Below are 22875 nucleotides of genomic sequence, written 5' to 3'. Positions count from 1 at the left end.
GGTTCGGCGGTCCGGGCCGGGGCGCCCCACCCCTCCCCGTCGATCACGGTGGGTGACAGGTCGGTGGCGATTCGGCGGATCGGGCCGACTGCGTGTAATGTCTTCCGGGTCAGCAGGCGCCGCTAGCTCAGTTGGTTAGAGCAGCTGACTCTTAATCAGCGGGTCCGGGGTTCGAGTCCCTGGCGGCGCACAGACAGCCGGAAGGCCCTTCGCGAGAGCGAAGGGCCTTCCGGCGTTTCCGGGCACCGCACCCCCCGGCTCCGGTGTCGTTCGGGCCGTGCCATTCGTCGTGTCGTTCGGTCGTGTCGTGTTCGGGCCGCGTTCGGATCACGGTGTCCGGATCCCGGTGTCCGAATTCCGGCACGCCCGCGCCGTCGCAGCGGATAGCTTGGGGACCGCTGTCCCCGCCGTGCGACACCCGTTCGCACGGCCCCACCGGAGGTGCTGTCGCCATGGCTCCGCTCGACTCCGGCCCGCGCGGCCTGCGCTCGACACCCGAGGAACTGGTGCTGCTCTGCACCGACCCGACGCAGGGCACGCTGCGGGTCTCGTCCGCCGCCTTCCACCGGGTCCTCGCGGGCGGCGTCCTCACCGACCTGCTGCTGGCCGGCGGGGTCACCGTCGAGGACCGGCGGATCACCGCCTTCCAGCCGCTGGGCGCGTCCGACGAGATCACCGCCGGAGTGCTGACCCGGCTGGGGGAGGCGGGCAAGCGGCGGCACCGGCTCGGGCTGGACCACGTCCTGCGCCAGGTGCCCCGCAAGGAGTCGGTCGAACACTTCCGCGCTCGGCTGGTCGCCGAGGGCGCGCTGACCGTCGAGCGCCGGAGGCTCCTCCTCGTCCCCTACCGCGCCCACCTGCCGGTGCCGGCCACCGCCGGGCAGGAGATCGCCGACCGGATCACCGCCGCCCTGGCCCGCCTGGAGACCGCTGGCGACAGCAGGGGCGGGGGCGGATCCGGCACAGGCACTGGCACCGGCGCGGCGGACGAACGGGACCGGCAGATCGCGGGGCTGATCGGGGCGGGCCGGCTGGACCGGCGGCTCTTCCCCGGGCCGGAGAACGCCCAGGTCCGCAAGACCGTGCGGCGGCTGGTCAAGGAGCTGCCGGTGGCCCGCGCCGTCCGTCGGCTCGTCGACGCGGACAACTCCAGCGGGGGCTGAGCACCCGCTGGAGCGGGGTTCGCGGCGCGGGCCGGGTCAGCGGGTCTCCAGGACGGCCGAGGCCACGGCGTCCGGGCGGTCGAACATCAGCAGGTGCCCGGCCGGGGCGGTGGTGCGGAAGTCGGCCCCGAGCAGCGCGGCCAGCTCGTGCTGGGCGGCCAGCCACTCCTCAGTCCGGCGGCTGCGGAGCCCGTCGTCGGCGGCGAGCACGGTGACCGGCAGACCGTCCGGCAGCGGTGCGGTGCGGCGCAGTCCGGCCAGCTCGGCGGCCATGTCCAGGTAGTGGGTGTTCTCCCGGAGCAGCGCGCGCAGGGAGCGTCCGGTCCGGTAGCAGTGCCGGACCAGTGACACCGGGGCGAGGTCCTCCCGGCGGACCGTCGAGGCCCTGGCCACCATCCGGCGCGCGGCCGGCCCGAACAGGTACGGCACCGCGACGGCGGTGGCCGCGCCGGCAGCCGTGCGCGCCGCCAGGTCCCGCAGCGCCGGAGCCGGACGCGGCCGCGGGTCCGGTTCGACGCTCGCGTCCAGCAGCACCAGCCCGGCGGTCCGTTCCGGGTACAGCCGGGCGAAGGCCTCGACGTGGAACCCGGCCAGCGAGTGGCCGGCCACCGTGCAGGGCCCGTCCAGCCCGAGCGCGTCCAGCACCGCACGGATCCGGCGCGCCTCCCGCCCGGCCGTCGGAAGCGGCCGGCTCGCGGGCTCGGGGGCGCTCAGGCCGTAGCCGGGGCGGTCGAAGCGGACCACGGTGCGGTACGGGGCGAGGAAGGGGACGACCAGGTCCCAGTCGAACCAGCTGCTGCCGAGCCCGCCGGTGAGCAGGCAGACCGGACCCCGGCCCTCGACGCGGACGTGCAGGGGGACGCCGTCGACGCGCAGGAAGGCCGCGGTGTCGCCGGCCCCCCGGGGTCGCCGGGCGCCGGGCCGCCCCTCGGGGTCGGTCATACCGGTTCCCTCCCCTCGCGCGGGGCCGGGCACCCGGCGTCGGCGCCCCGCCCGGACCGGGTACCGGTGCCGGTGGGGGCGGGGGTGGCGGTGCCGGTGGAGGCGGGGGTGGCGGTGGGGGCGGCGGACGGTGTGCCTGGCGGGGTCTCGGCCGGGGTCTCGGCCGGGGAGTCCGGCGGGCTGTCGGCCGGGGGGCCTGCCGGGAAGGCTGTCGGGGTGGGCTTGCGGGCGGCGAAGCTCGCGGCAGGCTCGCCGGCGGCGGGCCGGTCCGTGCGGAGCTCGCCGTCCGGGAGTGCGACCGAGACCGCGAGCAGCCCGAGCCAGACCGCGACCAGCAGCACCTGGAGCCGCTGGCCCGCACCCAGTGCCCAGGTGCCGTGGCCCGCCTCGAAGGCGGCGATCGCGGTCAGGCTCCAGCCGGTGGCGATCAGCTCGGCGCCCAGCACCCACAGCCCGAACCGGCGGACCGGCGGCCACCAGCGGTAGCGGTGGGCGGCGACGGTGAGGGCGGTCAGGCCGACGAGTGCGCCGACCATGGCCAGGCTGCTGGTCACGGCGTGCGCGGTGTGGGTGGCCGGGACCAGGCCGGCCGTCTCGCGGGCCGCGCACATCTCGTCGCTGGTCGGCGCGCAGCTGAGCGGCAGCCTGGAGTCGGCGGCGGTGGCGGCCCCGAAGAGGGCGAGCGCCGCCCAGCCGGTCGCCGCCCAGGGCCGGCGGGACGGCGCCGTACGGGCGGAGGGCTGCCGCGTGGACGGCGTCCGCCGGGAACGCGTCCCAGGGGACGGCGTCCGCGGGGAGCCGGTGCGGTGCGGCAACCCGTGGAAGGTGAACAGTGCGAGGACGGCGGCCGCCAGCACGGCGAGCCCGGCGACCAGGTCGGTGGCCCGGAACAGGCCGCCCAGCGGCTGGTCCTCGGCGGCGAGCTCGCTGATGTACGCCTGGACCGGGTCGAGGCCGGTGCTGACCACCACCTCCAGGACCCACGCGGTGTAGGCCACCGCGCTGAGCAGCAGCAGGGCCGCGACGGTGAGCCGAGCCTTCCGGCGGCCGGGGTGGGAGCTGGGCACGGTTCCACCCTAACCGGCGGCAAACTCCTCCCCAACCGGGCGGAAACGGACAGGTCCGGGCCGGCCGCCGCGCACGCGGTTCGAGACACCCCCCGGGACCGTGTATTGTTTTCTCCGTCAGCAGGCGCCGCTAGCTCAGTTGGTTAGAGCAGCTGACTCTTAATCAGCGGGTCCGGGGTTCGAGTCCCTGGCGGCGCACAGACACCGGGGAGCCTCTCGCCATCGCGAGGGGCTCTCCGGCTTTTCGCTGCCCATCGACGTCCGATTTGCGTGTGATGTCGGTCTCGCTTGCCGCCACAACGGATCCAACCGGCACGTTGGACGCGTTTTGGGCTGTACAACCGGAAAAGGGACAAAGGTCCCCGACCGCCGACGATCCCGTCTGAGCCGGCCGGCACGCGCCGCCCGCCCAGCCGCCCGCCCGCAGGAAAGGCCGCCGCTTTGTCCCGAAACGCCCAGAGCGGCACGCAGAGCACCATGAAACGGAACGCCGGGCCGGGCACCGGACGGAGCGGTCGCAAGGCCCGCCGCCCCAAGCGCACCGGCTGGCGCCGGCTGCTCCCCACCTGGCGGATGACGCTGGCGGGCCTCGCCACCGCCCTGCTGCTCGGCGTCGGCCTGTTCGCCCTCGGCATCACCCTGGTGAAGGTGCCGGACGCGCACGCCGCCGCGACCCTCCAGAGCAACACCTGGCTCTACCAGGACGGCTCGGTGATCGCCCGGACCGGCCAGACCAACCGGCAGAACGTCGGCCTCGACAAGGTCTCCCCCGCCGCGCAGCACGCCACCCTGGCCGCCGAGGACCGGAACTTCTACCACGAGGGCGCCGTCAACATACCCGGCCTGGTCCGCGCCGCCGTCAACACCGCCAAGGGCGAGGGCACCCAGGGCGGGTCCACCATCACCCAGCAGTACGTGAAGAACACGTACCTGAGCCAGAAGCAGTCGGTCACCCGCAAGGTGAAGGAACTCTTCATCGCGATCAAGGTGGACGCCACCGAGAGCAAGGACGAGATCCTCTCCAGCTACCTCAACACCTCGTACTACGGGCGCGGCGCGTACGGCATCCAGGCGGCCGCCCAGCAGTACTTCGGCGTCGACGCCTCCGCACTCGACGCGGCCCAGGGCGCCTACCTGGCCGCCCTGCTGAACGCCCCGAGCGCCTACGACGTCGCCACCGCCACCCCGGCGGGCAAGCAGAACGCCGTCAACCGCTGGAACTACGTGCTGGACGGCATGGTGAAGGAGGGCTGGCTCTCCCCCGAGGAGCGGGCCGCCACGACCTTCCCCGAGGTCAGGGACCCGCAGGCGCAGCTCGGCCTCTCCGGCCAGGCCGGCTACCTGGTCAACGCCGCGACCGAGTACCTCACCGCCAACCAGATCATCACCGAGTCCGAACTGGCCAGGGGCGGCTACACCGTCAAGCTGACCGTCGACCCGGCGCGCCAGCAGGCCCTCCAGGACGCGGTCCAGGCCCAGCTGCACGACACCCTCGACCCGGAGAAGCGGAAGAAGGACGCCGCCGTCCAGCCCGGCGCCGTCTCCGTCGACCCGAAGACCGGCGCCGTGGTCGCCCTGTACGGCGGCGTCGACTACACCAAGCACTACATCGACAACGCGACCCGGCGGGACTACCAGGCGGGCTCCACCTTCAAGGCCATCGCACTGGCCGCGGCGCTGGAGAACGACGCCAAGACGCAGTCCGGCCAGACCGTCACCCCGCGCACCGTCTACGACGGCACCAGCGGCCGAAAGGTCCGCGGCGGGAAGGGCACCGCGTACGCACCGCCGAACGAGGGCGACAAGAGCTACGGCCAGATCACCCTCCAGCAGGCCACCGACTGGTCGGTGAACTCGGCGTTCGCCCAGCTCGCCCAGGACACCGGGCTGTCGAAGGTCCGGGAGACCGCGATCGCGCTCGGCCTGCCCGCCAACACCCCGGAGCTCGACCCGGTGCCGTCCATCCCGCTCGGCACCGCCACCCCGAGCGTGCTCGACCTGGCCGGCGTGTACGCCACGCTGGACAACGACGGCAGGCAGATCACCCCCTGGCTGGTGCAGTCGGTCGACCACGAGGGCGAGGCGCTCCCGCTGCCGGCCCACAAGGCGACCCAGGCGGTCAGCGAGCAGACCGCGCGCGAGGTCACCTCGATGCTGGAGGGCGTCGTCAGCGACCAGGGCGGCACCGGCTGGCGGGCGAAGGCGCTCGGCCGGCCCGCCGCGGGCAAGACCGGCACCACCGACGAACACAAGTCGGTCTGGTTCGTCGGCTACACCCCGGAGCTGGTGACCTCGGTGGCGCTGTTCGGCCAGGACCCGGCCACCGGCGCGCAGGTCAGCCTCAACGGCACCGGCGGGATCGACGGCGCGGCGGGCGGCCAGTACCCCGCGCAGATCTGGACCAACTACATGAAGGCCGCGCTGAAGGGTCAGCCGGTCACCGACTTCGCGGCTCCGGCGGGCGCCGACGACTCCTCCTCGCGCAGCGGCTCCGCGGGCTCCCCCGCTCCCTCCGCCTCGCCGTCGGGCGGGCCGGACGGGTCGGCCAAGCCGTCCGGCACGCCGTCCCCGGCAGCGACCCCCAACGGCGGGTCGGGGACCTCGGGTGGCACCGGCTCGACGCCGAGCACCGAGCCCACCGGCGGGCCGACCACCGCGCCGCAGCCCTCGGGCGGCACCGGCGGGGCCGGGTCCGGCGGCGCGACCACGGCCCCCAGCCAGCCCGCGACTCCCCAGCCGACCGGCCGTCCGACCAGGACCCCGGCGCCGACCACCGCGCCGACGACGGGGCCGACCACCGCACCGACGCCCGCGCCGCAGCCCACGGGCGGCACCGGCGGGTCCGGGTCCGGGTCCGGCGGCGGCACGGGCAGCTCGGGCGGCTCGGGCAGCGGGGCGGGTGCGGACGCCGGCGCGAACGCCCTGGCGGGCGCCGGCGCGACGCAGTAGCCGTCCGAAGCCGTCCGAAGCCGTCCGAGCGGCCGCTCGGACGGTGCAGCGGCGGGTCCACCGTGCGTGCCGGTGGGCTCTCGGTGGACTCTCGGTGGACCTGCGTCGGCTTGCGGCGGGCCTGCGGCCACGTACGGTTCCGGCAGGACCGAATAACGGAATGACCCCTTACCGAATCGCCGGTACAACTGTCACAATTCGTCGGTGCACAGCTCAAAGCCCCGGCTCGGCGGCTCCCCCGCCAGGACCCTCGGCCTCACCCTCGCCCTCGTCTCCGCCATCGCCTTCGGCGGCTCCGGCACCGCTGCCAAGCCGCTGATCGAAGCCGGGCTATCACCGCTGCACGTGGTCTGGCTCCGGGCCACCGGCGCCGCCGTCGTCCTCCTGCCGCTCGCCTACCGCCACCGCGACGCCGTCCTCCGCCGGCCCGCCCTGCTCCTCGGCTTCGGCCTGCTCGCCGTCGCCGGCGTCCAGGCCTGCTACTTCGCGGCGATCTCCCGGATCCCGGTCGGCGTGGCGCTGCTGATCGAGTACCTCGGCCCGCCGCTGCTCATCGGCTACGTGCGGTTCGTCCAGCGCCGGCCGATCAGCCGGGGCGCGGCGATCGGCGCCGGCGTGGCCGTCGCCGGGCTGGCCTGCGTGGTCGAGGTGTGGAACGGCCTGAGCTTCGACGCGCTCGGCGTCCTGTTCGCCCTCGGGGCGGCCTGCTGCCAGGTGGGCTACTTCGTGCTGGCCGACGCCGGCAGCCGTGGCGACCGCCCGGTCGACCCGATCGCGGTCAGCGCGTACGGACTGCTCATCGGCTCGATCGTGCTCACCGCCCTCACCCGCCCCTGGGAGGCCGACTGGGGCCTGCTCGGCGGGGACGTGGTCATGAACGGGCACACCCTTCCCGCGCTGGTGCCGGCCGCCTGGATGGTCCTGGTCGCGACCGTGCTCGCGTACCTGACCGGGGTGATCGCCGTCCGGCACCTGTCGCCCCCGATCGCCGGGGTGGTGGCCAACCTGGAGGCCGTCGTCGCCACCGTGCTGGCCTGGATCCTGCTCGGCGAGCACCTCGGACTGCCGCAGGTGGCCGGCGGTCTGCTGGTGCTGGCCGGCGCCTTCGCCGCCCAGGCGAGCAAGCCGGCCGCCGCGCCGGAGACGGCTCCGGCCGCGGTCGCGGTCGCAGCCGCGAAGGGACCGGGTCCGGGTGGTGGTGATCCGGGGACGGGTGTTCCGGCGGGGGCGGGCGCGGTTCCGGCGGGGGCGACGGCACTCGGCGAGCGGCTGGCCAGGGCGGCCGGGGCCGAAAGGGCCGACGCGGGCGCGGACCCCGACCGGCCCGGGGTCAGCGACCGACCCAGCCGAACCAGTCGAGGTGGTTGAGCGGCCACACGACGGCCGACACCGGACCGACCACGTTCTCCACCGGCACGGCCCCTCCACCGGGGCCGCGCTGGTGGTAGCGCGAGTCGGCGGAGTCGCTGCGGTGGTCGCCCTCGACCCAGACGTAGCCCTGGGGCACCGTCACCGGGCCGAAGTCCAGTCCGGCGCAGGAGTCGTCCCCGGGGTGGAGGTACGGCTCGTCCACCTTCGCGCCGTTGACGGTCAGCGTGGTGCCCGAGCACTGGACGGTCTGCCCGCCCGTCGCGATGACCCGCTTGACCAGGTAGTTGTCGTCCTTGGGCGGGATCAGCCCGACGAAGCCGAGCGCGGAGCCCAGCGCGTTGCCGATCGGGTTCCCGCCGGTCGGCTGCGGCGGCAGCCAGTCGCCCGGGTCCTTGAACACCACCGGCTGGCCCGGCTCGGGCTCCCAGCCGGTCAGCGGGGCGAGCTTGTTCACCCCGACCCGGTCGCCGATCCGCAGCGTGTTCTCCATCGACCCGGAGGGGATGGTGAACACCTGGAACAGGCAGGTCTTGATCAGCAGCGCGACCACCAGGCCCACCGCCGCCATCGCCGGGATCTCGACCCACCACGGACGCTGCCGCCGGGCCTTCCGGGTCCTGCGCCCCTCGGCCGCCCGCCGTGCCCGGCGGGCCTCGGCCCGGCCGCCGACCGGGGCACCGGCAGCCTCGGGGGTGCCGGGCGTGCCGTGGGCTCCGTGCGTGCCGTCGCCGGAACCGACGGCCCCGGAGGGAGCGGCCCCGGCGTCGCCGTGCGTACCGGGCAGGTTCACCGCCATCGTCGCTGCTCCACTCTCCGGCTGCGGGGGAACCTGCACGCTACGCCACCCGCTGAGCGAGGCGAAATCGGGCGTTTACCCCCGCCCGACATCGATCGGGGCGGGATCGAGGCGGATCCGGGGCGGGATCGGGGCGGGCGCCCGCCCCGGGAACGGCATCCGCCGACACGCCGCGAAGTCTTCTGCGCGTCCCGTCCACGTCCGCTGCGCGTCCCCCGTGTGTCCCCTGTACGGTCCGCTGCCGGGCCGGGCCGGGCCTCAGTCGGAGTCGTTCCCGCTGGTCACGGTGTCGCTGGCGATGGCCTCGTGGTGGCGGATGACCTCGGCGATGATGAAGTTGAGGAACTTCTCCGCGAACACCGGGTCCAGGTGCGCGCCGGCGGCGAGCTCGCGCAGGCGCTTGATCTGGGTCCGCTCACGCGCCGGATCGGCCGGCGGGAGCTTGTGCTCGGCCTTGAGCCGGCCGACCCGCTGGGTCGCCTTGAAACGCTCGGCCAGCATGTGGACCACCGCGGCGTCGATGTTGTCGATGCTCTCGCGCAGGCTGGTCAGCTCGGCCCGCACGGCGTCGTCGATCCCCTCGTGCAGTCCGGCGTCGGGGGTCGTGAGGTGGTCCGTCATCGGGGCGGCTCCGCGGCTCTCTCGGAATGGCACCCGACCTTGCAGCGGCCGGGCTCGGGCCCGGGCAAATCTAACAGGGAGCCCAGCACGGGCCCGCACCATTTGGCCTATCCGTCCACGATATGGACGGCACACGGAACGATCGCCCGGCGGCGCTCCGAGCTGGCGGGGCACGCTCCCGCGTCGGCCCCGTCACCCGGACGGCCGAGGCATTTTCGGACGCGAGTGCCCGATGCGCCACTTGTGGCAAGCCCCCGACCAGCACGTAGGCTGGGGCGCGGCATGACCGGACGTGACGGATCAGCAGTTCCTCATTACTGGAGGTACCGATCGTGGCAACCACCCGCACCGCCCGCACCGCGTGGGAAGGCAACCTGCTCGACGGCAAGGGCCAGGTGACCTTCGCGTCGTCGGGCATCGGCGAGTACCCGGTGTCCTGGCCGGCCCGGGCCGAGGCGGCGAACGGCAAGACCAGCCCGGAGGAGCTCATCGCGGCCGCGCACTCCGCGTGCTTCTCGATGGCGCTCTCGCACGGCCTGGCCGGCGCGGGCAACCCGCCCGCCAAGCTCGACACCCAGGCCGATGTCACCTTCCAGCCGGGCACCGGCATCACGGGCATCCACCTCACCGTCGTCGGCGAGGTGCCCGGCCTGGACGAGGCCGGCTTCGTGAAGGCCGCCGAGGACGCCAAGGCGAACTGCCCGGTGAGCCAGGCCCTGACCGGCACCACCATCACCCTCACCGCCACGCTGGCGGGCTGACACACTCCGGTCGTCCCCGCCCCGGGGCCCGGCAGGGCGCGCGTGCCGCGCCCGACCGGCGCCCGAGGGCGCACCTTCGGAGCACACGCCCCCGGTGCACATCATGTGATGTGTACCGGGGGCGTCCGCATGTATCACCGCACTTGACCCCAAAGGCGACGAATCACCCTGCCGGCGGTCACCGCGCGTTGCCGACGCGTCCTATGATCGGCCGCAGCGCCCTGTTCCTCACGGTTCCTCACGCGGGCTTCCGCACGGCCGCTCCACCACGAGCGTTCCGCACCGGGGCCCGACTCCCGAGGACCCCGGCAGAGTGCGGAGTCGGCCGCCGCAGTCGGGTGACCGGCCGGACCAGCGTCAAGCGTCAAGCTGCAGCAGCGGACGGGAGCATGCCGTGCCGGGCCAGAACGAGGGGGCCGACGCACACCACCCAGGAGTGCGGCACGAGGAGCCACGACACCGACGCCGTCTCCCCCCACCCCCCGACCTCCGCCCCGCCGACGGCAGCACCCTCCACGGTCCCGCGATCAACGGCACCGCGATGAACGGGAGCGCGTCCGGCGGGAGCCCGGTCGACGGGCGCACGGCCGGCGGGCGCGCGGCCGGCGGGCGCGCGAACGACGGCACCGCCCGCGCGGTTCTGACCGATCCCCGTGTCCCTGCCGCCGACGGCACCCTCCTCTGTCCGACCTGTTCGGCACCGCTGGGCGACGGGACCCACCGGCCGGCAGACGACGGGGGCACCGGACCGGACACCCGGGAGGCGGACCGGCTCCCGGCCGCACTCCTGGCGAGCGAGTCCCGCTTCCGGGCGGCCTTCTGCGACGCCGGCATCGGCATGGCCCTGATCGACCCCGAGGACCGGATCATCGAGGTCAACCCCGCCTTCGCCGCCCTGACCGGCCGCACGGTCGGGGAACTGGCCGGGACCCACATCCACGAGATCGTCGACCCGGAGGGCATGCCGCACCGCCTGTTCCCCGCACTCGTCCACGGCGAACGCGACCGGCTCCGGGTGGAGAAGCAGCTCAAGCACCGCGAGGGCCGCACGGTCTGGAGCAAGGTGACCATCTCGCTGATCCGCGACGGCGCGGGCAGCCCCCTCTACACGCTCGCCCTGGTCGAGGACATCACCGAGCAACGCCGGCTCGGAGACCGCCTGGAGTACCAGGCCCTGCACGACCCGCTCACCCGGCTGCCCAACCGGACCTTCTTCTTCGAACGCCTCGACGCCGCCTGCCTCACCACCGGACGGGGAGCGGACCGCCCGGCCGGAGCGCCGGCACGCCCGGCGGCCGCGGCGGTGGCGGTGGCCGCTGCCGCCACCGTGACCGCCACCGCCACCGCCACCGCCACCGCCACGGACGGACGGCGGGTGGGCGTCTGCTACCTGGACCTCGACGGGTTCGCAGCGATCAACGAGACGCTCGGCCACCACATCGGCGACCAGCTGCTGATCGCCGTCGCGACCCGGCTGCGGCGCGGCTTCTCCGCCCGCGAGACCCAGCTGGTGGCGCGGATGGGCGGCGACGAGTTCGCCGTCCTGGTCACCGACAGCACGGGCAGCGACCAGCTGACCGACCTCGCAGCCCGGATCCTCGAAGCCCTGGAACGCCCCTTCGACGTGGCCGGCCACCGGCTGGCGGTGACCGCGAGCGTCGGCGTCGTCGAACGCTCCGTCCACGAGACCACGCCCACCGACCTGGTCAAGGACGCCGACGCGACGCTCTACTGGTCCAAGGCGGACGGCCGGGCCCGCTGGACCCTCTACGACCCCGACCGGGGTGCCCACCAGCTGACCCGCCAGCTGCTCTCCACCGCGCTGCGCCCGGCTCTGGAACGCGGCGAGTTCACCATCGAGTACCAGCCACTGGTCGGCCTGGCCGACGGCACGGTGCACGGGGCCGAGGCACTGGTCCGGTGGCGCCACCCCCGCTACGGGACGCTCTCGCCGGACCGCTTCATCCCGCTCGCCGAGGAGTCCGGCGCGATCGTGCCGCTCGGCAAGTGGGTCCTGGAGGAATCGTGCCGCCAGGCTCAGCGCTGGCTCACCGAGTTCCCCGGGACCGAGACCTTCGTGAGCGTCAACCTCGCCGCCCGCCAGATCTGGGACTCCGACGTGGTCGCGGACGTCGCCCAGGTACTCGAACGCACCGGCCTGCCCGCCCGGCTGCTACAGCTGGAGATCACCGAGAGCGCCCTGCTCGGCCCCGGCGGACGCCCGCTGCAGGCGCTCCAGGCGCTCGCCGACATGGGTGTCCGGATCGCGATCGACGACTTCGGAACCGGCTACTCGAACCTGGCGTACCTCTCCCGACTCCCGGTGCACGTGCTGAAGCTGGATGGCACGTTCATCGAGGGGTTCCGCGACCCGGCCCCGGCCGGCGGCCGGCCCGGGCTCCCCGACCGCGGCTCACGCCGGAGCGACGCCGACGAGCAGATCGTCGGCGCGATGGTGCAGCTGGCCCACACCCTCGGCCTGACCGTCACCGCCGAGGGCATCGAGAGCGCGGCCCAGGCCGAACGGCTGCGGCTGACCGGCTGCGACACCGCCCAGGGCTGGTACTTCGCCCGCCCCGGCGACGCGGAACTCGTCGCGGCGATACTTCGCGACGGCCAGAGCGGTCAGGGCGGCCAGGGTGGTCAGGGCGGCCGGAGCGGTCAAGGGAACCGGGGTGGCCAAGGGAGCCGGGAGGGCCAGGAAAGCCAGGAGGACGTTCGGGGGGACGACCGGGGGGACGACCGTCCCGGAGCCGGGGAGCGGTAGGCCCGGACAGCATCCCGGTGCCGGGCCCTTCCCCCCGGCCTCGCCGCGCCACGCCCCGCCGGGACCAGGGCGCGCGCGGCGGCAGTGCCCTCAGACCGCCGCGGCCCGCGGCCCGGTCAGGCCGTACGCCTCCGCGATCAGCCCGTAGGAGCGGTACCGCGCCTCGTGGCCGTGGATGTGCGAGGTGACCATCAGCTCGTCCACCCCGGTCCGCTTGCGGAGCGCCTCCAGCCCGTCGGCCACCTCGCCCGGCGAGCCCAGGACGACGTTGCCGAGCCAGTCGTCGATGAAGTCCGCCTCCACCGGGCTGTACGGGTAGGACTCCGCCTCCTCCGGGGTCGGGATCGGGCCCGGGTTCCCCCGCCGCAGCCGGAGCATGCCGAGCGCCGCCGAGCGTGCGAGACGGCGGGCGGTGGCCTCGTCGTCGGCCGCGACCGCGCTCACCCCGATCAACGCGTACGGCTCGTCGAGGACCGCCGACGGGCGGAACGCGGAGCGGTACAGGTCGAGGGCCGGAACGGTGTTCACGCTGCTGAAGTGGTGCGCGAAGGCGAACGGCAGGCCGAGGCTCCCGGCCAGCTGGGCGCTGAAGCCCGAGGAGCCGAGCAGCCAGACCGGCGGCCGCCCCTCCCCCTTCGGAACGGCGGTGAGCCGCGCGTACGGGTGGCCGGCCGGGAAGGTGCCGTCCAGGAAGTGGGTCAGCTCGGTCAGCTGCCGGGGGAAGTCGTCGGCCCCCTCGGCCAGGCCGCGACGCAGCGCCCGGGCGGTGGCGGGGTCGGTACCGGGGGCCCGTCCGAGACCGAGGTCGATCCGGCCGGGGTGCAGCGCCTCCAGCAGGCCGAACTGCTCGGCGATCGCCAGCGGGGCGTGGTTGGGCAGCATGACGCCGCCCGAGCCGAGCCGCAGGGTGCTGGTGTGGGCGCCGAGGTGGGCCAGCAGGACGGCGGGCGTGGAGCTGGCGACGCCGGGCATGCCGTGGTGCTCGGCCACCCAGAAGCGGTGGTAGCCCCATTCCTCGGCGCTGCGGGCCAGGGTGGTGGTCGCGGAGAGCGCCTGCGCGGGCGTGTATCCGACGCCGACGGTGGCCAGGTCGAGGATCGACAGCGGCGCCGGCGCCGTGCCCCGGGCGGTGCCGCGGATCGCCTCGTCGGCGCACGGAGCCGTCCGGTCGTCCCGCTGGTTCTCGTGCCGGTCCTCGGTGGTCATGCCGTCCGTCCTCCTGGCCGTGTTCGGTGCCGTCCGCCGGTGCCGCGCACCGGTGTCGCTCACCGGTCGCGGCGGTCAGTGCCGTCGCCGGTGCCGAGGATGGCCAACCACGCGGCGGGGCCCGCTGTTCCCGCCCGTGCCGTCCGGCCACCGTCCGGGCAGGCGTCCGGGCAGGCGTCCGGCCGGTGGTCGCCGGGCTGACGCTGAGCCAGCAGGCGGACACCCGTGGCGACTTCACGCCAGCGCGGGAAGTCGCCAGCCCCAGGGCTCGCGGTCGGCGGTCGGCGTCCGGCAGGCTAAGGCCCAGGAGCGGATCACCCAACCGGATCCGCACTCACCAGCAAGATCGTCGGGCTGGACCAGCGCCGATCGATCCCCGTGAGCCCCCGGAGCGGCACCCCGCACCGGGGGCTCGCGCCATGTGAGCCACAGCACCCCGGGGTGCTTCATGGCATGAAAAGTCGAGGCGCTAGCGTTGTCCCCTGCAGCCATCTGCTCCCTCCCGGGCAGCCTGGAGGGAGTTCGGACATGGACATAGCAACGCTGGTGGGATCCTCATGGATCTGTGCCCTGGCGCTCTGCGCCGTCCTCGGCGACGCCTTCCTCCCCTTCATCCCCAGCGGGACCCTCGTCATCCTGGCCGTGCTCAAGACGGCACAGATAGACGGCGCCCCGCTGCTGCTCGGGCTCGGGGTGGCGGTGGCCTCCTTCCTCGGCGACCTCCTGCTGCTCCGCCTCGCCCGGCGCGGCGCGCCCATGGTCAGCCGGCGACTCGAACACCGGCCGAAGCTGGCCGCCAGCGTGGAACGGGTCCAGCAGGCACTGGACGGGCGGACCACCCGGGCCGCCGCCGCCATGGTGGTGATCGCCCGGTTCGTACCGGCCGGCCGGACCGTACTCGACCTCGCCATCGGCCACTCCCCCGGCCATCCCCACCGCTTCCTCCGGTGGTCGGCACTGGCCGCCATGATCTGGGCGGCCTACATCGTGACCCTGGGCTGGCTCAACAGCCACTGGTTCGACACCGCCTGGCTGAGCCTCGCGGTCTCCTGCGCGGCCGCCACCGCGGTGAGCACCGCGATCGCGCGGGTCGTCCGGCGCAACCGCCGCCTCTCCCTCGGCTGACGGTCCGGTGCCGCGGCGTCGCACCGCGCACCGCACGGCGGGTGACAGATGACCTGCCACAGGTGACCGGCCGCAGGTGACGGGCCCGGGGTGACGCGCGACGCGCGCCAGGCGACCAACCCTGTCGAAACGGGCGAACCGTCACGGAACGGCAACAGAAGGCACCTCCGCGCAGCCCGCACGCATGTGCCATGCGTGTTCAGTGCCGACGGACCTCGACACCCTTGGTGACCCTGCGTCCGCGTGCCATGCTAACGACGGAAATCAATCAATTGTCCGATTTGGCCGGCGCGGCCACGGCCGCCACCACCCCCGGCCTGCGGCAGCCAGGGGAGACCATGGGCAGCATCTCTCGTAGGACCGTGCTCACCGCCACCGCCGCCACCGCGGCTCTCGGCGCGGTGGCGGCCTGTTCCGGCGGCGGATCGGGCTCGGCCTCCGGCTCGGGCTCGACTTCGGCCTCGGCATCGGGTTCCGCCCCGGCCACCACCGGGAACAGCACGAGCGGCGGACCGACGAGCGGCGGCACCCCCACCGGAAGGAAGGGCACCCCCATCGGGGACGGCTCCACGTCCGACACCGGCCCGCAGCCGAACCAACCCAAGGCCGAGAAGCTCAAGCCGGGCGAGCGCCCGCCGCAGTTCGTGGTCCTCTCCTGGGACGGCGCCGGCGCCACCGAGGACGGCCAGTTCCCCCGGTTCCTCAAGCTCGCCGAGGAGCACAAGGCCTCGATGACCCTCTTCCTCTCCGGCATATACACCCTGCCGAAGGGCAAGGCGGACCTGTACCACCCGCCGAAGCACTCGGTCGGGGCCTCCGACATCCCGTACCTCTCGGACGCCGGGGTGAAGAGCACGATCCAGCTCATCAGCCAGGCCTGGCTGGCCGGCCATGAGATAGGCACCCACTTCAACGGCCACTTCTGCGCGAGCCGCCCGGACGGCAACGGAGTCAACAAGTGGGCCCCCGAGGACTGGGAGAGCGAGATAGAGCAGGCCGTCGGCTTCGTGACCCAGTGGCGGACCAACACCGGCTTCACCGACGTCGAGCCGCTGCCCTTCGACTACCGCAAGGAGCTCATCGGCGGCCGCACCCCGTGCCTGGAGGGGCAGAAGACCCTGCTGCCGACCGCCGCCAAGCTGGGCTGGAAGTACGACGCCAGCTCCCCGGGCGGGCAGCAGATCTGGCCGCAGAAGGTCCAGGACGGCAAGGTCTGGGACTTCCCGCTGCAGAGCATCCCGTTCCCCGGCCACACCTTCCAGGTGCTCTCCATGGACTACAACATCCTGGCCAACCAGTCGTCCGGCAGCACCAAGGGCGATCCGGCGAAGTACGACGAGTGGCGCACGCAGGCCCGAGACTCCTACCTGGCCGGGTTCGACCGCGCCTACAACGGCAACCGCGCACCGTTCTTCATCGGCAACCACTTCGAGCAGTGGAACGGCGGGATATACATGGACGCCGTGGAGCAGACGCTCAAGGCCGTCGCGGGCAAGCCCGAGGTCAGGCTGGTCTCCTTCCGGCAACTGGTCGAGTGGCTGGAGGCGCAGGACCAGTCCGCCCTCCGCAAGCTGCGCACGCTGGGCGTCGGGCAGGCACCGGCCGGTGGCTGGGAGACCTTCCTCGGCACGGCCGGCTGAGGGCCCGGCGGGCTGAGGACACCGCGGGCTGACGGCACGGACGACGGGTGGCCCGGGCGACGGGCGCAGGGACGGCACGCGGCCGACGGGCGGTGGCCTCCCCGCCGGCCGGCCGCGTCCGGGGCAGCTACCCGACGCTCGGGGCGGTCCCCAGGAGTCCCCGCACCACTGCCTCGGCCCCGGCCGGGCCCCAGAGGATCGAGTAGTGGTTGGTGCCCGGCACGAGCGAGGCCGACACCGGATGGGCACCGTCCAGCCCGACGGCGGCGAGCCGCTTCTCGTCGTAGAGGGCCTGCGGCTCGTCGAACAGGCCGCGTTCCGCCCAGAGCAGTTCGCCGGGGCAGGGCAGCCGGTGGACGGCGGCGGCCGCGTCCTCGTCCAGCAGCACCTGCGCACCGTCGGTCCTGACCGCCTCCAGCACGCAGGAGGAGCGCAGTTCGGGCTCACTGCCGACGAGGTCGTGCTGGGTGTAGGCGTCGATCTCCTCCGACCAGTCGGCCGCGAAGGCCGGGTGCCGCTGCCAGAACGCCCGGTACGCCTGGCGGTCGGGGAAGGTCATCGACAGCCGGGTCAGGGCCGGGCCGAGCACGGCGGCCAGGACCTCGTCCTCGCTCACCCCGGCGGGCGGCGGGAAGCTGACCGCGCCGTCGACCAGCAGCACCCGGCTGACCAGCTCCGGGTGCCGCACCGCCGTCAGGGCCGTGACCCAGGCACCCATGGAGTGGCCGACGATCACGACCGGCCCCAGGTCGAGCGCGGTGACCAGGGCCGCCACGTCGTCGGCGTGGCGGGCCAGTCCGTACGGCCCGCCCGCGCCCCGGCTGGCACCGCGTCCGCGCAGGTCGGGCGCGAGCAGGGTGGCCCGCCCGGCGAGCCGGCGGGCGACCTCGAACCAGGCGAGGCCGGTGGCGGTGATGCCGTGCACCGCCACGAAGGTCGGGGCCCCGGGCACGGTGGCGGGCCAGCGGAGCACCGCCAGCTCTCCCCCGGGGACGGGGACGGTCAGCTGCTCGGGTATCGGCCGCCCGGAGGCGGCCGTCCGCTCCGGGGACGTCGACTGCTCGGAGCCGGGCTGTGACTCACTCACGCGGAACTACCTCCTGTTGGGCCTGAGCCGGGAGCGGCGGCCCGGCCCGCGGCCCGGGCCGAACCGGTGGAACGGAGCGGGGCGGCGGAGCGGACGCGAGCGGGAAGTCCGGCCAGGCCGCCCGGCAGCAGGTAGACCACGGCGACGAAGAGGCCGCCGAGCAGGAACAGCGGCTGGGAGAGCGGGACCCGCAGGATCGGGGGCAGGTCGGCGACGGCCGAGGAGTTGGCGAGGTCGCCGAGGCGGTGGCCGGCCCACGTGTAGATCACGCCGCCGAGCAACGGACCCCAGCGCGTACCGGACCCCCCAAGGACGACCATCACCAGCAGCGAGAGGGTCGCGTCGGACGTCGCGGCCTGCGGGGTGGCCCCGCCGGTCAGCAGCAGGTAGACCACCCCGCCCGCCCCGGCGAGGCCGCCGGCGAGCACGAAGGCGACCAACTTGTAGCCGTAGGGGCGGAGTCCGAGCACCTCGACCCGGCGCTCGTTCTCCTTGATGCCCTCCCAGACCCGGCCGGCCGGGGAAGCGACCGCCCAGTGGACGGCGGCGAGCGTCAGCACCAGGTAGGCGAGTGCGATCCAGTAGAGGTTGGCGGTGTTCTCGATGCCGAGCACCGCGGCGGGCAGCCGCTCGGCCGGGGCGGACCGGCCCTCCTCACCGCCGGTGAGGCCGCCGGGGTTTCGCTGGACCAGGATCGAACCGGCCTGCGCGAAGGCCAGGGTGACCATGGAGAAGCCGATACCGGTGACGCGGAGGCTGACCGAGCCGAGGAGGAGGGCCAGCACGACGGCACAGGCGACGCCGAAGAGGGCGGCCGCGGCGAACGGCAGCCGGAGTTCCAGCATGGCGAGGTTGGTGGCGTAGAGGCCGGTCGCGAAGTAGAGCGCGTGGCCGAAGGAGAGCAGTCCGGTACGGCCGAGCAGGAGGTCGTAGCCGGTGGCGAGGGCCCCGTAGAGCAGGCAGAGGGCGATGAGTTGGAGGCTCCCGGGGCTGCCGAGCGGTCCGTCGAGCAGCCACGGGACGGGAAGCGCACTGTATGGGGCGACAAGGAGCAGGATCAGCAGGGCGATCGGCCACCAGCGTAGCCATCGGCGCGTTGTTGTCGAGTGCTCGGCGATTGATTCACCTGTTCGAGGGACAGTTGCCCGTCCGGAGTGCTTCTCGGCGGGTCCGTTGTCAGTCCCCCCTGCTCTAGTGGCGGCAGTGCGGTCGGCCGTGGTGCCACCGGTGCTCGTGATCGGGGTGTCAGTGCTCACGCGAGCCTCCCGGTGAGTCCGCGGGGCCGCACCAGGAGCAGGACGGCCAGCAGGGCGACCACCGACAGGTCGCCCAGGCCGGCGGCGGTGTAGTAGTTGGCGAACTGCTGGACCAGGCCCACGCACGCCGAGGCCACGGCGGCCCCGGTGAGCGAGCCCATGCCGCCCATCACGACGACGACGAAGGCGAAGATGAGCAGCCCGGTCCCCTGGCCGGGGTTGACCGAACCGAAGTAGAGGCCGCCGAGGGCGCCGCCGAGCGAGGCGGCCGCGCCCCCGATGGCGAAGACGAGGGTGAACGCCCGGCGGACGTCGATGCCGAGCGCGGTGACCATCGCCCGGTCCTCGACGCCGGCCCGGACGATCAGCCCGTAGCGGGTCCGGGCGAGGAACAACTTCAGAGCGAGCAGGAGCAGCGCGGCCGCGGCCACGAGCACGAAGCGGTTGACCGGGACGGTCGCACCGAGCACGTGCCAGGTGCCGGAGAGCACGTCCGGCTGCGGGAAGGGGCGTGCGTCCGCGCCCCACACGCCCATCAGGAGGGCGGGCACGGCGAGCCCGACCCCGACGGTGGCGAGGATCTGGTCGCGCGGGCGGCTGTAGAGCGGCCGGATCAGGGAGAGCTCCAGCAGGACGGCCGCGGCCGTGCCGACCAGCGTGCCGAAGGGCACCGCGAGCCAGAAGGAGAGACCGGCCTCGGCGCCCGCCCACCAGGTGGCGTACGCGCCGACGGAGAGCAGGGCGCCGTGCGCGAAGTTGAGCACGTCCATCAGTCCGAAGATCAACGACAGCCCGGAGGCGACCAGGAAGTACAGCGCACCCAGACCGAGCCCGGTGCAGGAGAGGAGGACGACGGTGTCCATCAGGGGTTCACCTCCGTGGTGACGGCGGGGGCGGCCGGTGCGGCCGCCGCAGGACGCGCGGTCGGCGGGCGGGTCGTCGCCGAACGGGTCGTCGCGGGAGCGGCGCCCGGCCGGTGGCTGCCGACGCCGAGGAGTCTGCGGGCCGCCTCCTCGTCGGCCAGCAGCTCGGCGGTGTCGCCCTGGTGGGCGGTGCGGCCGTCCGCCAGGACGGCGCAGGTTCCGGCCAGGCGGCGGACCAGGGCGAGGTTCTGCTCGACCAGCAGGACGGGCACGGCCTCCGCCGCGCGGGCCAGCACCCCCGCCACCTCGGCCACGATCTTCGGCGCGAGGCCCTTGGTGGGCTCGTCGGCGATGATCAGCCGGTTCCGGTTGAGCAGGGTCCGGCCGATGGCCACCATCTGCTGCTGCCCACCCGACAGCGTTCCGGCCAACTGGCCCGCACGCTGCTTCAGTTCGGGGAACAGCTCATGGACGAGACGGTAGTCGGGCCCGGCGTCCCGGTCCCGCTCGGCGAGGCGGAGGTTCTCGGCGACCGTGAGGCCGGCGAAGATCCCGCGGTCCTCCGGGGCGTATCCGATGCCCTGGCGAACCACCAGATGCGTAGGGAGGGAGGAGAGTTCGACACCCGAGAAGAGGATTCCACCGCTGCGCGGCACGAGGCCCATGACGGCCTTGACGGTGGTGGTCTTGCCGGCGCCGTTGCGGCCCAGCAGGGCGGTCACCCCGGTCGGCGCCACGTCGAAGTCGACGCCGTGCAGGATGTGCAGCCCGTCGATGACCACCCGGAGGTCGCGCACGGAGAGGAGGGCGCCGCCCGAGGGTGCCGCGACCGGGCCCGGAGCCCCGGCGGCAGGAACAGCAGGGACGGAGGGAACAGAGGGAACAGAGGGAACGGCAGGGTCGGAGGGCTGGGCGGAAGGGAGCGGGGCAGCAGGGCGGTCGGTCACAACGCCTCCCCCAGGTAGGCCTGTTGCACGGTGGAGTCGGCCATCACGGCTTCGGGCGTGTCCAGGGCGAGCAGCGTCCCGTGGTGCATCACGGCGAGGCGGTCTGCCAGGCCGAGCAGGACGTCCATGTGGTGCTCGATCATGAGGACGGTGCGGCCGAGGTCGCGGTGGACGGAACGGATGAGGGCGGTGAGGGCCGGCACCTCCTCCGCGCTGACGCCGGCCATCGGCTCGTCCAGCAGGATGACCCGGGGATCGGAGACCAGTAGGACGGCGAGTTCGAGCTTGCGCTTCTCACCGTGGGAGAGGGAGCTCGCCGAGGTGTCGGACCGGTGGGTGAGTTCGGTGCGCTCCAGGGTCTCGGCCACCTGCTCCGGGTAGCGGTCGGCCCGGCGCCAGAGCCGGTACGAGGCCCGGGGGCCGGCAGCGGCCTGCGCGGCCAGGCGGACGTGGTCGGCCACCGTCATCCCCGGCCAGAGGGAGGAGGTCTGGAAGGTACGGCCGAGACCGCGGCGTGCACGGGCGTGGACGGGCTCGGTGGTGATGTCGGCGCCGTCGAGTTCGAGCCGCCCGCGGCCTGCCGGGTGGATCCCGGAGACCAGGTTGAAGAGGGAGGTCTTTCCGGCGCCGTTGGGCCCGATGAAGGCGATGAACTCGCCTTCCGTCACCGAGAAGGAGACGTCCTCAACGATCGGGACACCGCCCACGGACCAGCCGAGGCCGGTCGACCGCAGTACCGGGGTGGCCTCGGACACGGCGGCAGCGGAGGAGGCGGCGGAGGAAGAGAGGGAGGAGGAGCCGGTGCGCGCGGCAGCGGGGCCGGGCACGGCGGTCAGCCCGCCATCGGGGTGGCCGGGGGCGCGGCCTCGTCGGCGGTCAGCGTCTTCTCCACCGAGGGCTTGGCGGCCGCGCCGGTGCCGGTCAGCCTGGCCTGGAACATCGGCTGGAGCAGGGCGTGGTCCTCGGCCCGGACCGTGGTCCGGCCCTTCACCCCGTCGAAGCTCCAGCCCTCCAGCGCCTTCACCAGGGCGTCCGTGTCGTCGGCGGAGCCGTGGCCGGCTTCGACGGCGTGCACGATCATCTGGGCGGCGGTGAAGCCGTCCGGGGTGAAGATGTCGGACTTGCCGCCGGCGGCGGTGACGGCCTCGTCCATGGCCTTCTCCACCGGGGTGCCGGCGGCGCCGCCGAAGTAGTGGTTCAGAAAGGAGATCTTCTCTCCGGCCGCCCCGAACAGCGGGTAGGAAGCGGCGAGGTCGAGGCCGGTGACGACCTTGGTCTCGGCGAACACGTCCTGCTGGTTGAGCGCAGTCCACAGGGCCGCGGAGGTGTCGCCCGCCCAGGCCACGAACAGCAGGTCGGGCCGGGCGGTCCTGGCCTGGGTGGCGAACGGGGTCAGGTCGGTCGCGCTCGGCGGGGCGAGCACCGAGTCGACCGTGGCCCCCTGGGCGCCGAGCACGGCCTTCACCGCGGCCACGTTGGCCTGGCCGAAGGCGTTGTCCTGCGCGAGCACGCTGACCTTCCGGCCCTTGGCGTCGCCGATGAACGAGGCCGCCGTCCGGATGTCCTGGTAGGACTGGCGGCCGGAGCGGAAGGTGTACCTGTTGAGTCCGGTGACCTTGTCGGCGGCGGCCGGTCCGCTGATGAAGAGCACCTTGTTCTGGGCGGCGATCGGGCCGACCTGGAGGGCGACACCGGAGGCGGTGGAGCCGGCCAGGATCTTGTGGCCCTTGCCGATCAGGTCCTTGGCGGCCGACACCGCCTTGGCCGGGTCACCCGCGTCGTCCTGCTCCTCGAACTCGATCCTGTGCCCGTCGACCGCGCCGGTGCCCTTGGTCGCGTAGGCCAGACCCGCCTTGAAGCCCTCCAGGTACTGCTTGCCGTAGGCGGCGAGCGGTCCCGTCCTGGAGTACACCAGCCCGACCTTGACCGGGCTCTTGGCACCGGCGCCGTCCGCCGGACCGGTGCCCGCCGTACCGGCCTTGGCACAGCCGGCCGCGAGGAGGACGCAGGCCGCTGCGGCGACGAGCCTGCGCGCGGGGCGTCCGGGCGGGGCCGTGTCCGCGCGGGCGCCGGACGCGGTCCTGGTGGGGGCTGTAGAGCTGCGCATGTGACCGGCTCCTGAGGGTGCTGCGGGGGTGGATGCCGGAACCGTAGGTGGGGCGTGCGGGCCGCGACATGTGCCCGTACGACGCATCGGCCCGCCCGGATGTGGCGCCCTCCCCCATACCGCCGGGCCGGAGCCCCACCGGTGACGGCCGGGTGTGGCCGCACGACATGGACCCGCGCACGGGCGTGGGGACGGCCGCCATGGCCC

General features: G+C 73.9%; 17 protein-coding genes, 2 tRNA genes and 1 pseudogene. 9 read left to right on the top strand and 11 right to left on the bottom strand.

Features of this window, described 5'->3' with window-relative positions:
- Positions 1 to 116 precede the first annotated feature (116 nt).
- A tRNA-Lys gene (locus AC067J_RS35540) sits at positions 117 to 190 on the top strand.
- 262 nt (positions 191 to 452) lie between these two features.
- The gene (locus AC067J_RS35535) at positions 453 to 1163 is read left to right on the top strand and encodes a GOLPH3/VPS74 family protein (protein WP_478306376.1); all 711 of its coding nucleotides are present in this window, start codon (positions 453 to 455) and stop codon (positions 1161 to 1163) included.
- 36 nt (positions 1164 to 1199) lie between these two features.
- Here AC067J_RS35535 and AC067J_RS35530 read toward each other — a convergent pair whose 3' ends face one another.
- Both AC067J_RS35530 and AC067J_RS35525 read right to left on the bottom strand, forming a co-directional pair.
- Positions 1200 to 2105: an alpha/beta fold hydrolase gene (locus AC067J_RS35530; protein WP_478306374.1), complete on the bottom strand. Its 906-nt coding sequence runs from the start codon at positions 2103 to 2105 to the stop codon at positions 1200 to 1202.
- 293 nt (positions 2106 to 2398) lie between these two features.
- Positions 2399 to 3121: pseudogene (locus AC067J_RS35525) on the bottom strand (DUF998 domain-containing protein); the annotation flags it as partial.
- Positions 3122 to 3296: 175 nt separating this feature from the next.
- Here AC067J_RS35525 and AC067J_RS35520 point away from each other — a divergent pair.
- The 3 genes from AC067J_RS35520 to AC067J_RS35510 all read left to right on the top strand — a co-directional run bounded on the left by AC067J_RS35520 (position 3297) and on the right by AC067J_RS35510 (position 7489).
- A tRNA-Lys gene (locus AC067J_RS35520) sits at positions 3297 to 3370 on the top strand.
- A gap of 279 nt (positions 3371 to 3649) precedes the next feature.
- Positions 3650 to 6121 (top strand): transglycosylase domain-containing protein, encoded by a 2472-nt coding sequence (locus AC067J_RS35515; protein WP_478306372.1) that lies wholly within the window; start codon positions 3650 to 3652, stop codon positions 6119 to 6121.
- Between the two features lie 204 nt (positions 6122 to 6325).
- Positions 6326 to 7489 carry an EamA family transporter gene (locus AC067J_RS35510; protein ID WP_478306370.1) on the top strand — a complete coding sequence of 388 codons (1164 nt, stop codon included), beginning with the start codon at positions 6326 to 6328 and terminating at the stop codon, positions 7487 to 7489.
- Here the strand turns inward: AC067J_RS35510 and lepB are convergent.
- Together lepB and AC067J_RS35500 are read right to left on the bottom strand one after the other, a co-directional pair.
- Positions 7452 to 8288: a signal peptidase I gene (gene lepB / locus AC067J_RS35505; protein WP_478306368.1), complete on the bottom strand. Its 837-nt coding sequence runs from the start codon at positions 8286 to 8288 to the stop codon at positions 7452 to 7454. The two genes, AC067J_RS35510 and lepB, sit on opposite strands and share 38 nt — an antisense overlap.
- 258 nt (positions 8289 to 8546) lie before the next feature.
- Entirely contained in the window at positions 8547 to 8909 is a 363-nt protein-coding gene (locus AC067J_RS35500; RefSeq protein WP_478306367.1) for a chorismate mutase, read from the bottom strand.
- 332 nt (positions 8910 to 9241) lie between these two features.
- Here AC067J_RS35500 and AC067J_RS35495 point away from each other — a divergent pair, with 332 nt between their 5' ends.
- The gene (locus tag AC067J_RS35495) at positions 9242 to 9670 is read left to right on the top strand and encodes an OsmC family protein (RefSeq protein WP_478306365.1); all 429 of its coding nucleotides are present in this window, start codon (positions 9242 to 9244) and stop codon (positions 9668 to 9670) included.
- 541 nt (positions 9671 to 10211) lie between these two features.
- The gene (locus AC067J_RS35490; protein ID WP_478306363.1) at positions 10212 to 12437 is read left to right on the top strand and encodes a putative bifunctional diguanylate cyclase/phosphodiesterase; all 2226 of its coding nucleotides are present in this window, start codon (positions 10212 to 10214) and stop codon (positions 12435 to 12437) included.
- Between the two features lie 90 nt (positions 12438 to 12527).
- On the opposite strand, the gene AC067J_RS35485 is transcribed toward AC067J_RS35490, so the two are convergent.
- Entirely contained in the window at positions 12528 to 13643 is a 1116-nt protein-coding gene (locus AC067J_RS35485) for an LLM class flavin-dependent oxidoreductase (RefSeq protein ID WP_478306361.1), read from the bottom strand.
- 528 nt (positions 13644 to 14171) lie between these two features.
- Between AC067J_RS35485 and AC067J_RS35480 the strand changes: the two genes are divergently transcribed.
- Together AC067J_RS35480 and AC067J_RS35475 are read left to right on the top strand one after the other, a co-directional pair.
- Entirely contained in the window at positions 14172 to 14768 is a 597-nt protein-coding gene (locus AC067J_RS35480; protein ID WP_478306359.1) for a DedA family protein, read from the top strand.
- Positions 14769 to 15106: 338 nt separating this feature from the next.
- On the top strand, positions 15107 to 16408 hold the full coding sequence (locus AC067J_RS35475) for a polysaccharide deacetylase family protein (protein WP_478306484.1): 1302 nt from the start codon (positions 15107 to 15109) through the stop codon (positions 16406 to 16408).
- Between the two features lie 127 nt (positions 16409 to 16535).
- Here AC067J_RS35475 and AC067J_RS35470 read toward each other — a convergent pair whose 3' ends face one another.
- The 6 genes from AC067J_RS35470 to AC067J_RS35445 form a co-directional block, all read right to left on the bottom strand.
- Complete coding sequence (locus tag AC067J_RS35470; RefSeq protein ID WP_478306482.1) at positions 16536 to 17426, bottom strand: alpha/beta hydrolase; 891 nt, start codon at positions 17424 to 17426, stop codon at positions 16536 to 16538.
- A gap of 65 nt (positions 17427 to 17491) precedes the next feature.
- Positions 17492 to 18613, bottom strand: a complete 1122-nt coding sequence (locus AC067J_RS35465; protein ID WP_478306481.1) for a branched-chain amino acid ABC transporter permease — start codon at positions 18611 to 18613, stop codon at positions 17492 to 17494.
- Between the two features lie 134 nt (positions 18614 to 18747).
- The gene (locus AC067J_RS35460; protein ID WP_478306357.1) at positions 18748 to 19614 is read right to left on the bottom strand and encodes a branched-chain amino acid ABC transporter permease; all 867 of its coding nucleotides are present in this window, start codon (positions 19612 to 19614) and stop codon (positions 18748 to 18750) included.
- Complete coding sequence (locus AC067J_RS35455) at positions 19614 to 20411, bottom strand: ABC transporter ATP-binding protein (RefSeq protein WP_478306355.1); 798 nt, start codon at positions 20409 to 20411, stop codon at positions 19614 to 19616. Before AC067J_RS35455 ends, AC067J_RS35460 begins: the two co-directional genes overlap by 1 nt.
- 146 nt (positions 20412 to 20557) lie before the next feature.
- Positions 20558 to 21316 (bottom strand): ABC transporter ATP-binding protein, encoded by a 759-nt coding sequence (locus AC067J_RS35450; RefSeq protein ID WP_478306353.1) that lies wholly within the window; start codon positions 21314 to 21316, stop codon positions 20558 to 20560.
- 77 nt (positions 21317 to 21393) lie between these two features.
- Positions 21394 to 22668, bottom strand: coding sequence for a substrate-binding domain-containing protein (locus AC067J_RS35445; RefSeq protein WP_478306351.1), 1275 nt, complete (start codon positions 22666 to 22668; stop codon positions 21394 to 21396).
- Positions 22669 to 22875 lie beyond the last annotated feature (207 nt).

The organism is Kitasatospora sp. NPDC042419 (genome assembly GCF_056437345.1).
This window is presented reverse-complemented; position numbering and strand designations above follow the sequence as displayed.

What these genes read in the sequence shown, in the direction of transcription:
- AC067J_RS35535 (WP_478306376.1), top strand. Translation starts at nt 453, where the DNA reads ATGGCTCCGCTCGACTCCGGCCCGCGCGGCCTGCGCTCGACACCCGAG.
- AC067J_RS35530 (WP_478306374.1), bottom strand. Translation starts at nt 2,105, where the DNA reads ATGACCGACCCCGAGGGGCGGCCCGGCGCCCGGCGACCCCGGGGGGCC.
- AC067J_RS35515 (WP_478306372.1), top strand. Translation starts at nt 3,650, where the DNA reads ATGAAACGGAACGCCGGGCCGGGCACCGGACGGAGCGGTCGCAAGGCC.
- lepB (WP_478306368.1), bottom strand. Translation starts at nt 8,288, where the DNA reads ATGGCGGTGAACCTGCCCGGTACGCACGGCGACGCCGGGGCCGCTCCC.
- AC067J_RS35500 (WP_478306367.1), bottom strand. Translation starts at nt 8,909, where the DNA reads ATGACGGACCACCTCACGACCCCCGACGCCGGACTGCACGAGGGGATC.
- AC067J_RS35490 (WP_478306363.1), top strand. Translation starts at nt 10,212, where the DNA reads ATGAACGGGAGCGCGTCCGGCGGGAGCCCGGTCGACGGGCGCACGGCC.
- AC067J_RS35485 (WP_478306361.1), bottom strand. Translation starts at nt 13,643, where the DNA reads ATGACCACCGAGGACCGGCACGAGAACCAGCGGGACGACCGGACGGCT.
- AC067J_RS35480 (WP_478306359.1), top strand. Translation starts at nt 14,172, where the DNA reads ATGGACATAGCAACGCTGGTGGGATCCTCATGGATCTGTGCCCTGGCG.
- AC067J_RS35475 (WP_478306484.1), top strand. Translation starts at nt 15,107, where the DNA reads ATGGGCAGCATCTCTCGTAGGACCGTGCTCACCGCCACCGCCGCCACC.
- AC067J_RS35460 (WP_478306357.1), bottom strand. Translation starts at nt 19,614, where the DNA reads ATGGACACCGTCGTCCTCCTCTCCTGCACCGGGCTCGGTCTGGGTGCG.
- AC067J_RS35445 (WP_478306351.1), bottom strand. Translation starts at nt 22,668, where the DNA reads ATGCGCAGCTCTACAGCCCCCACCAGGACCGCGTCCGGCGCCCGCGCG.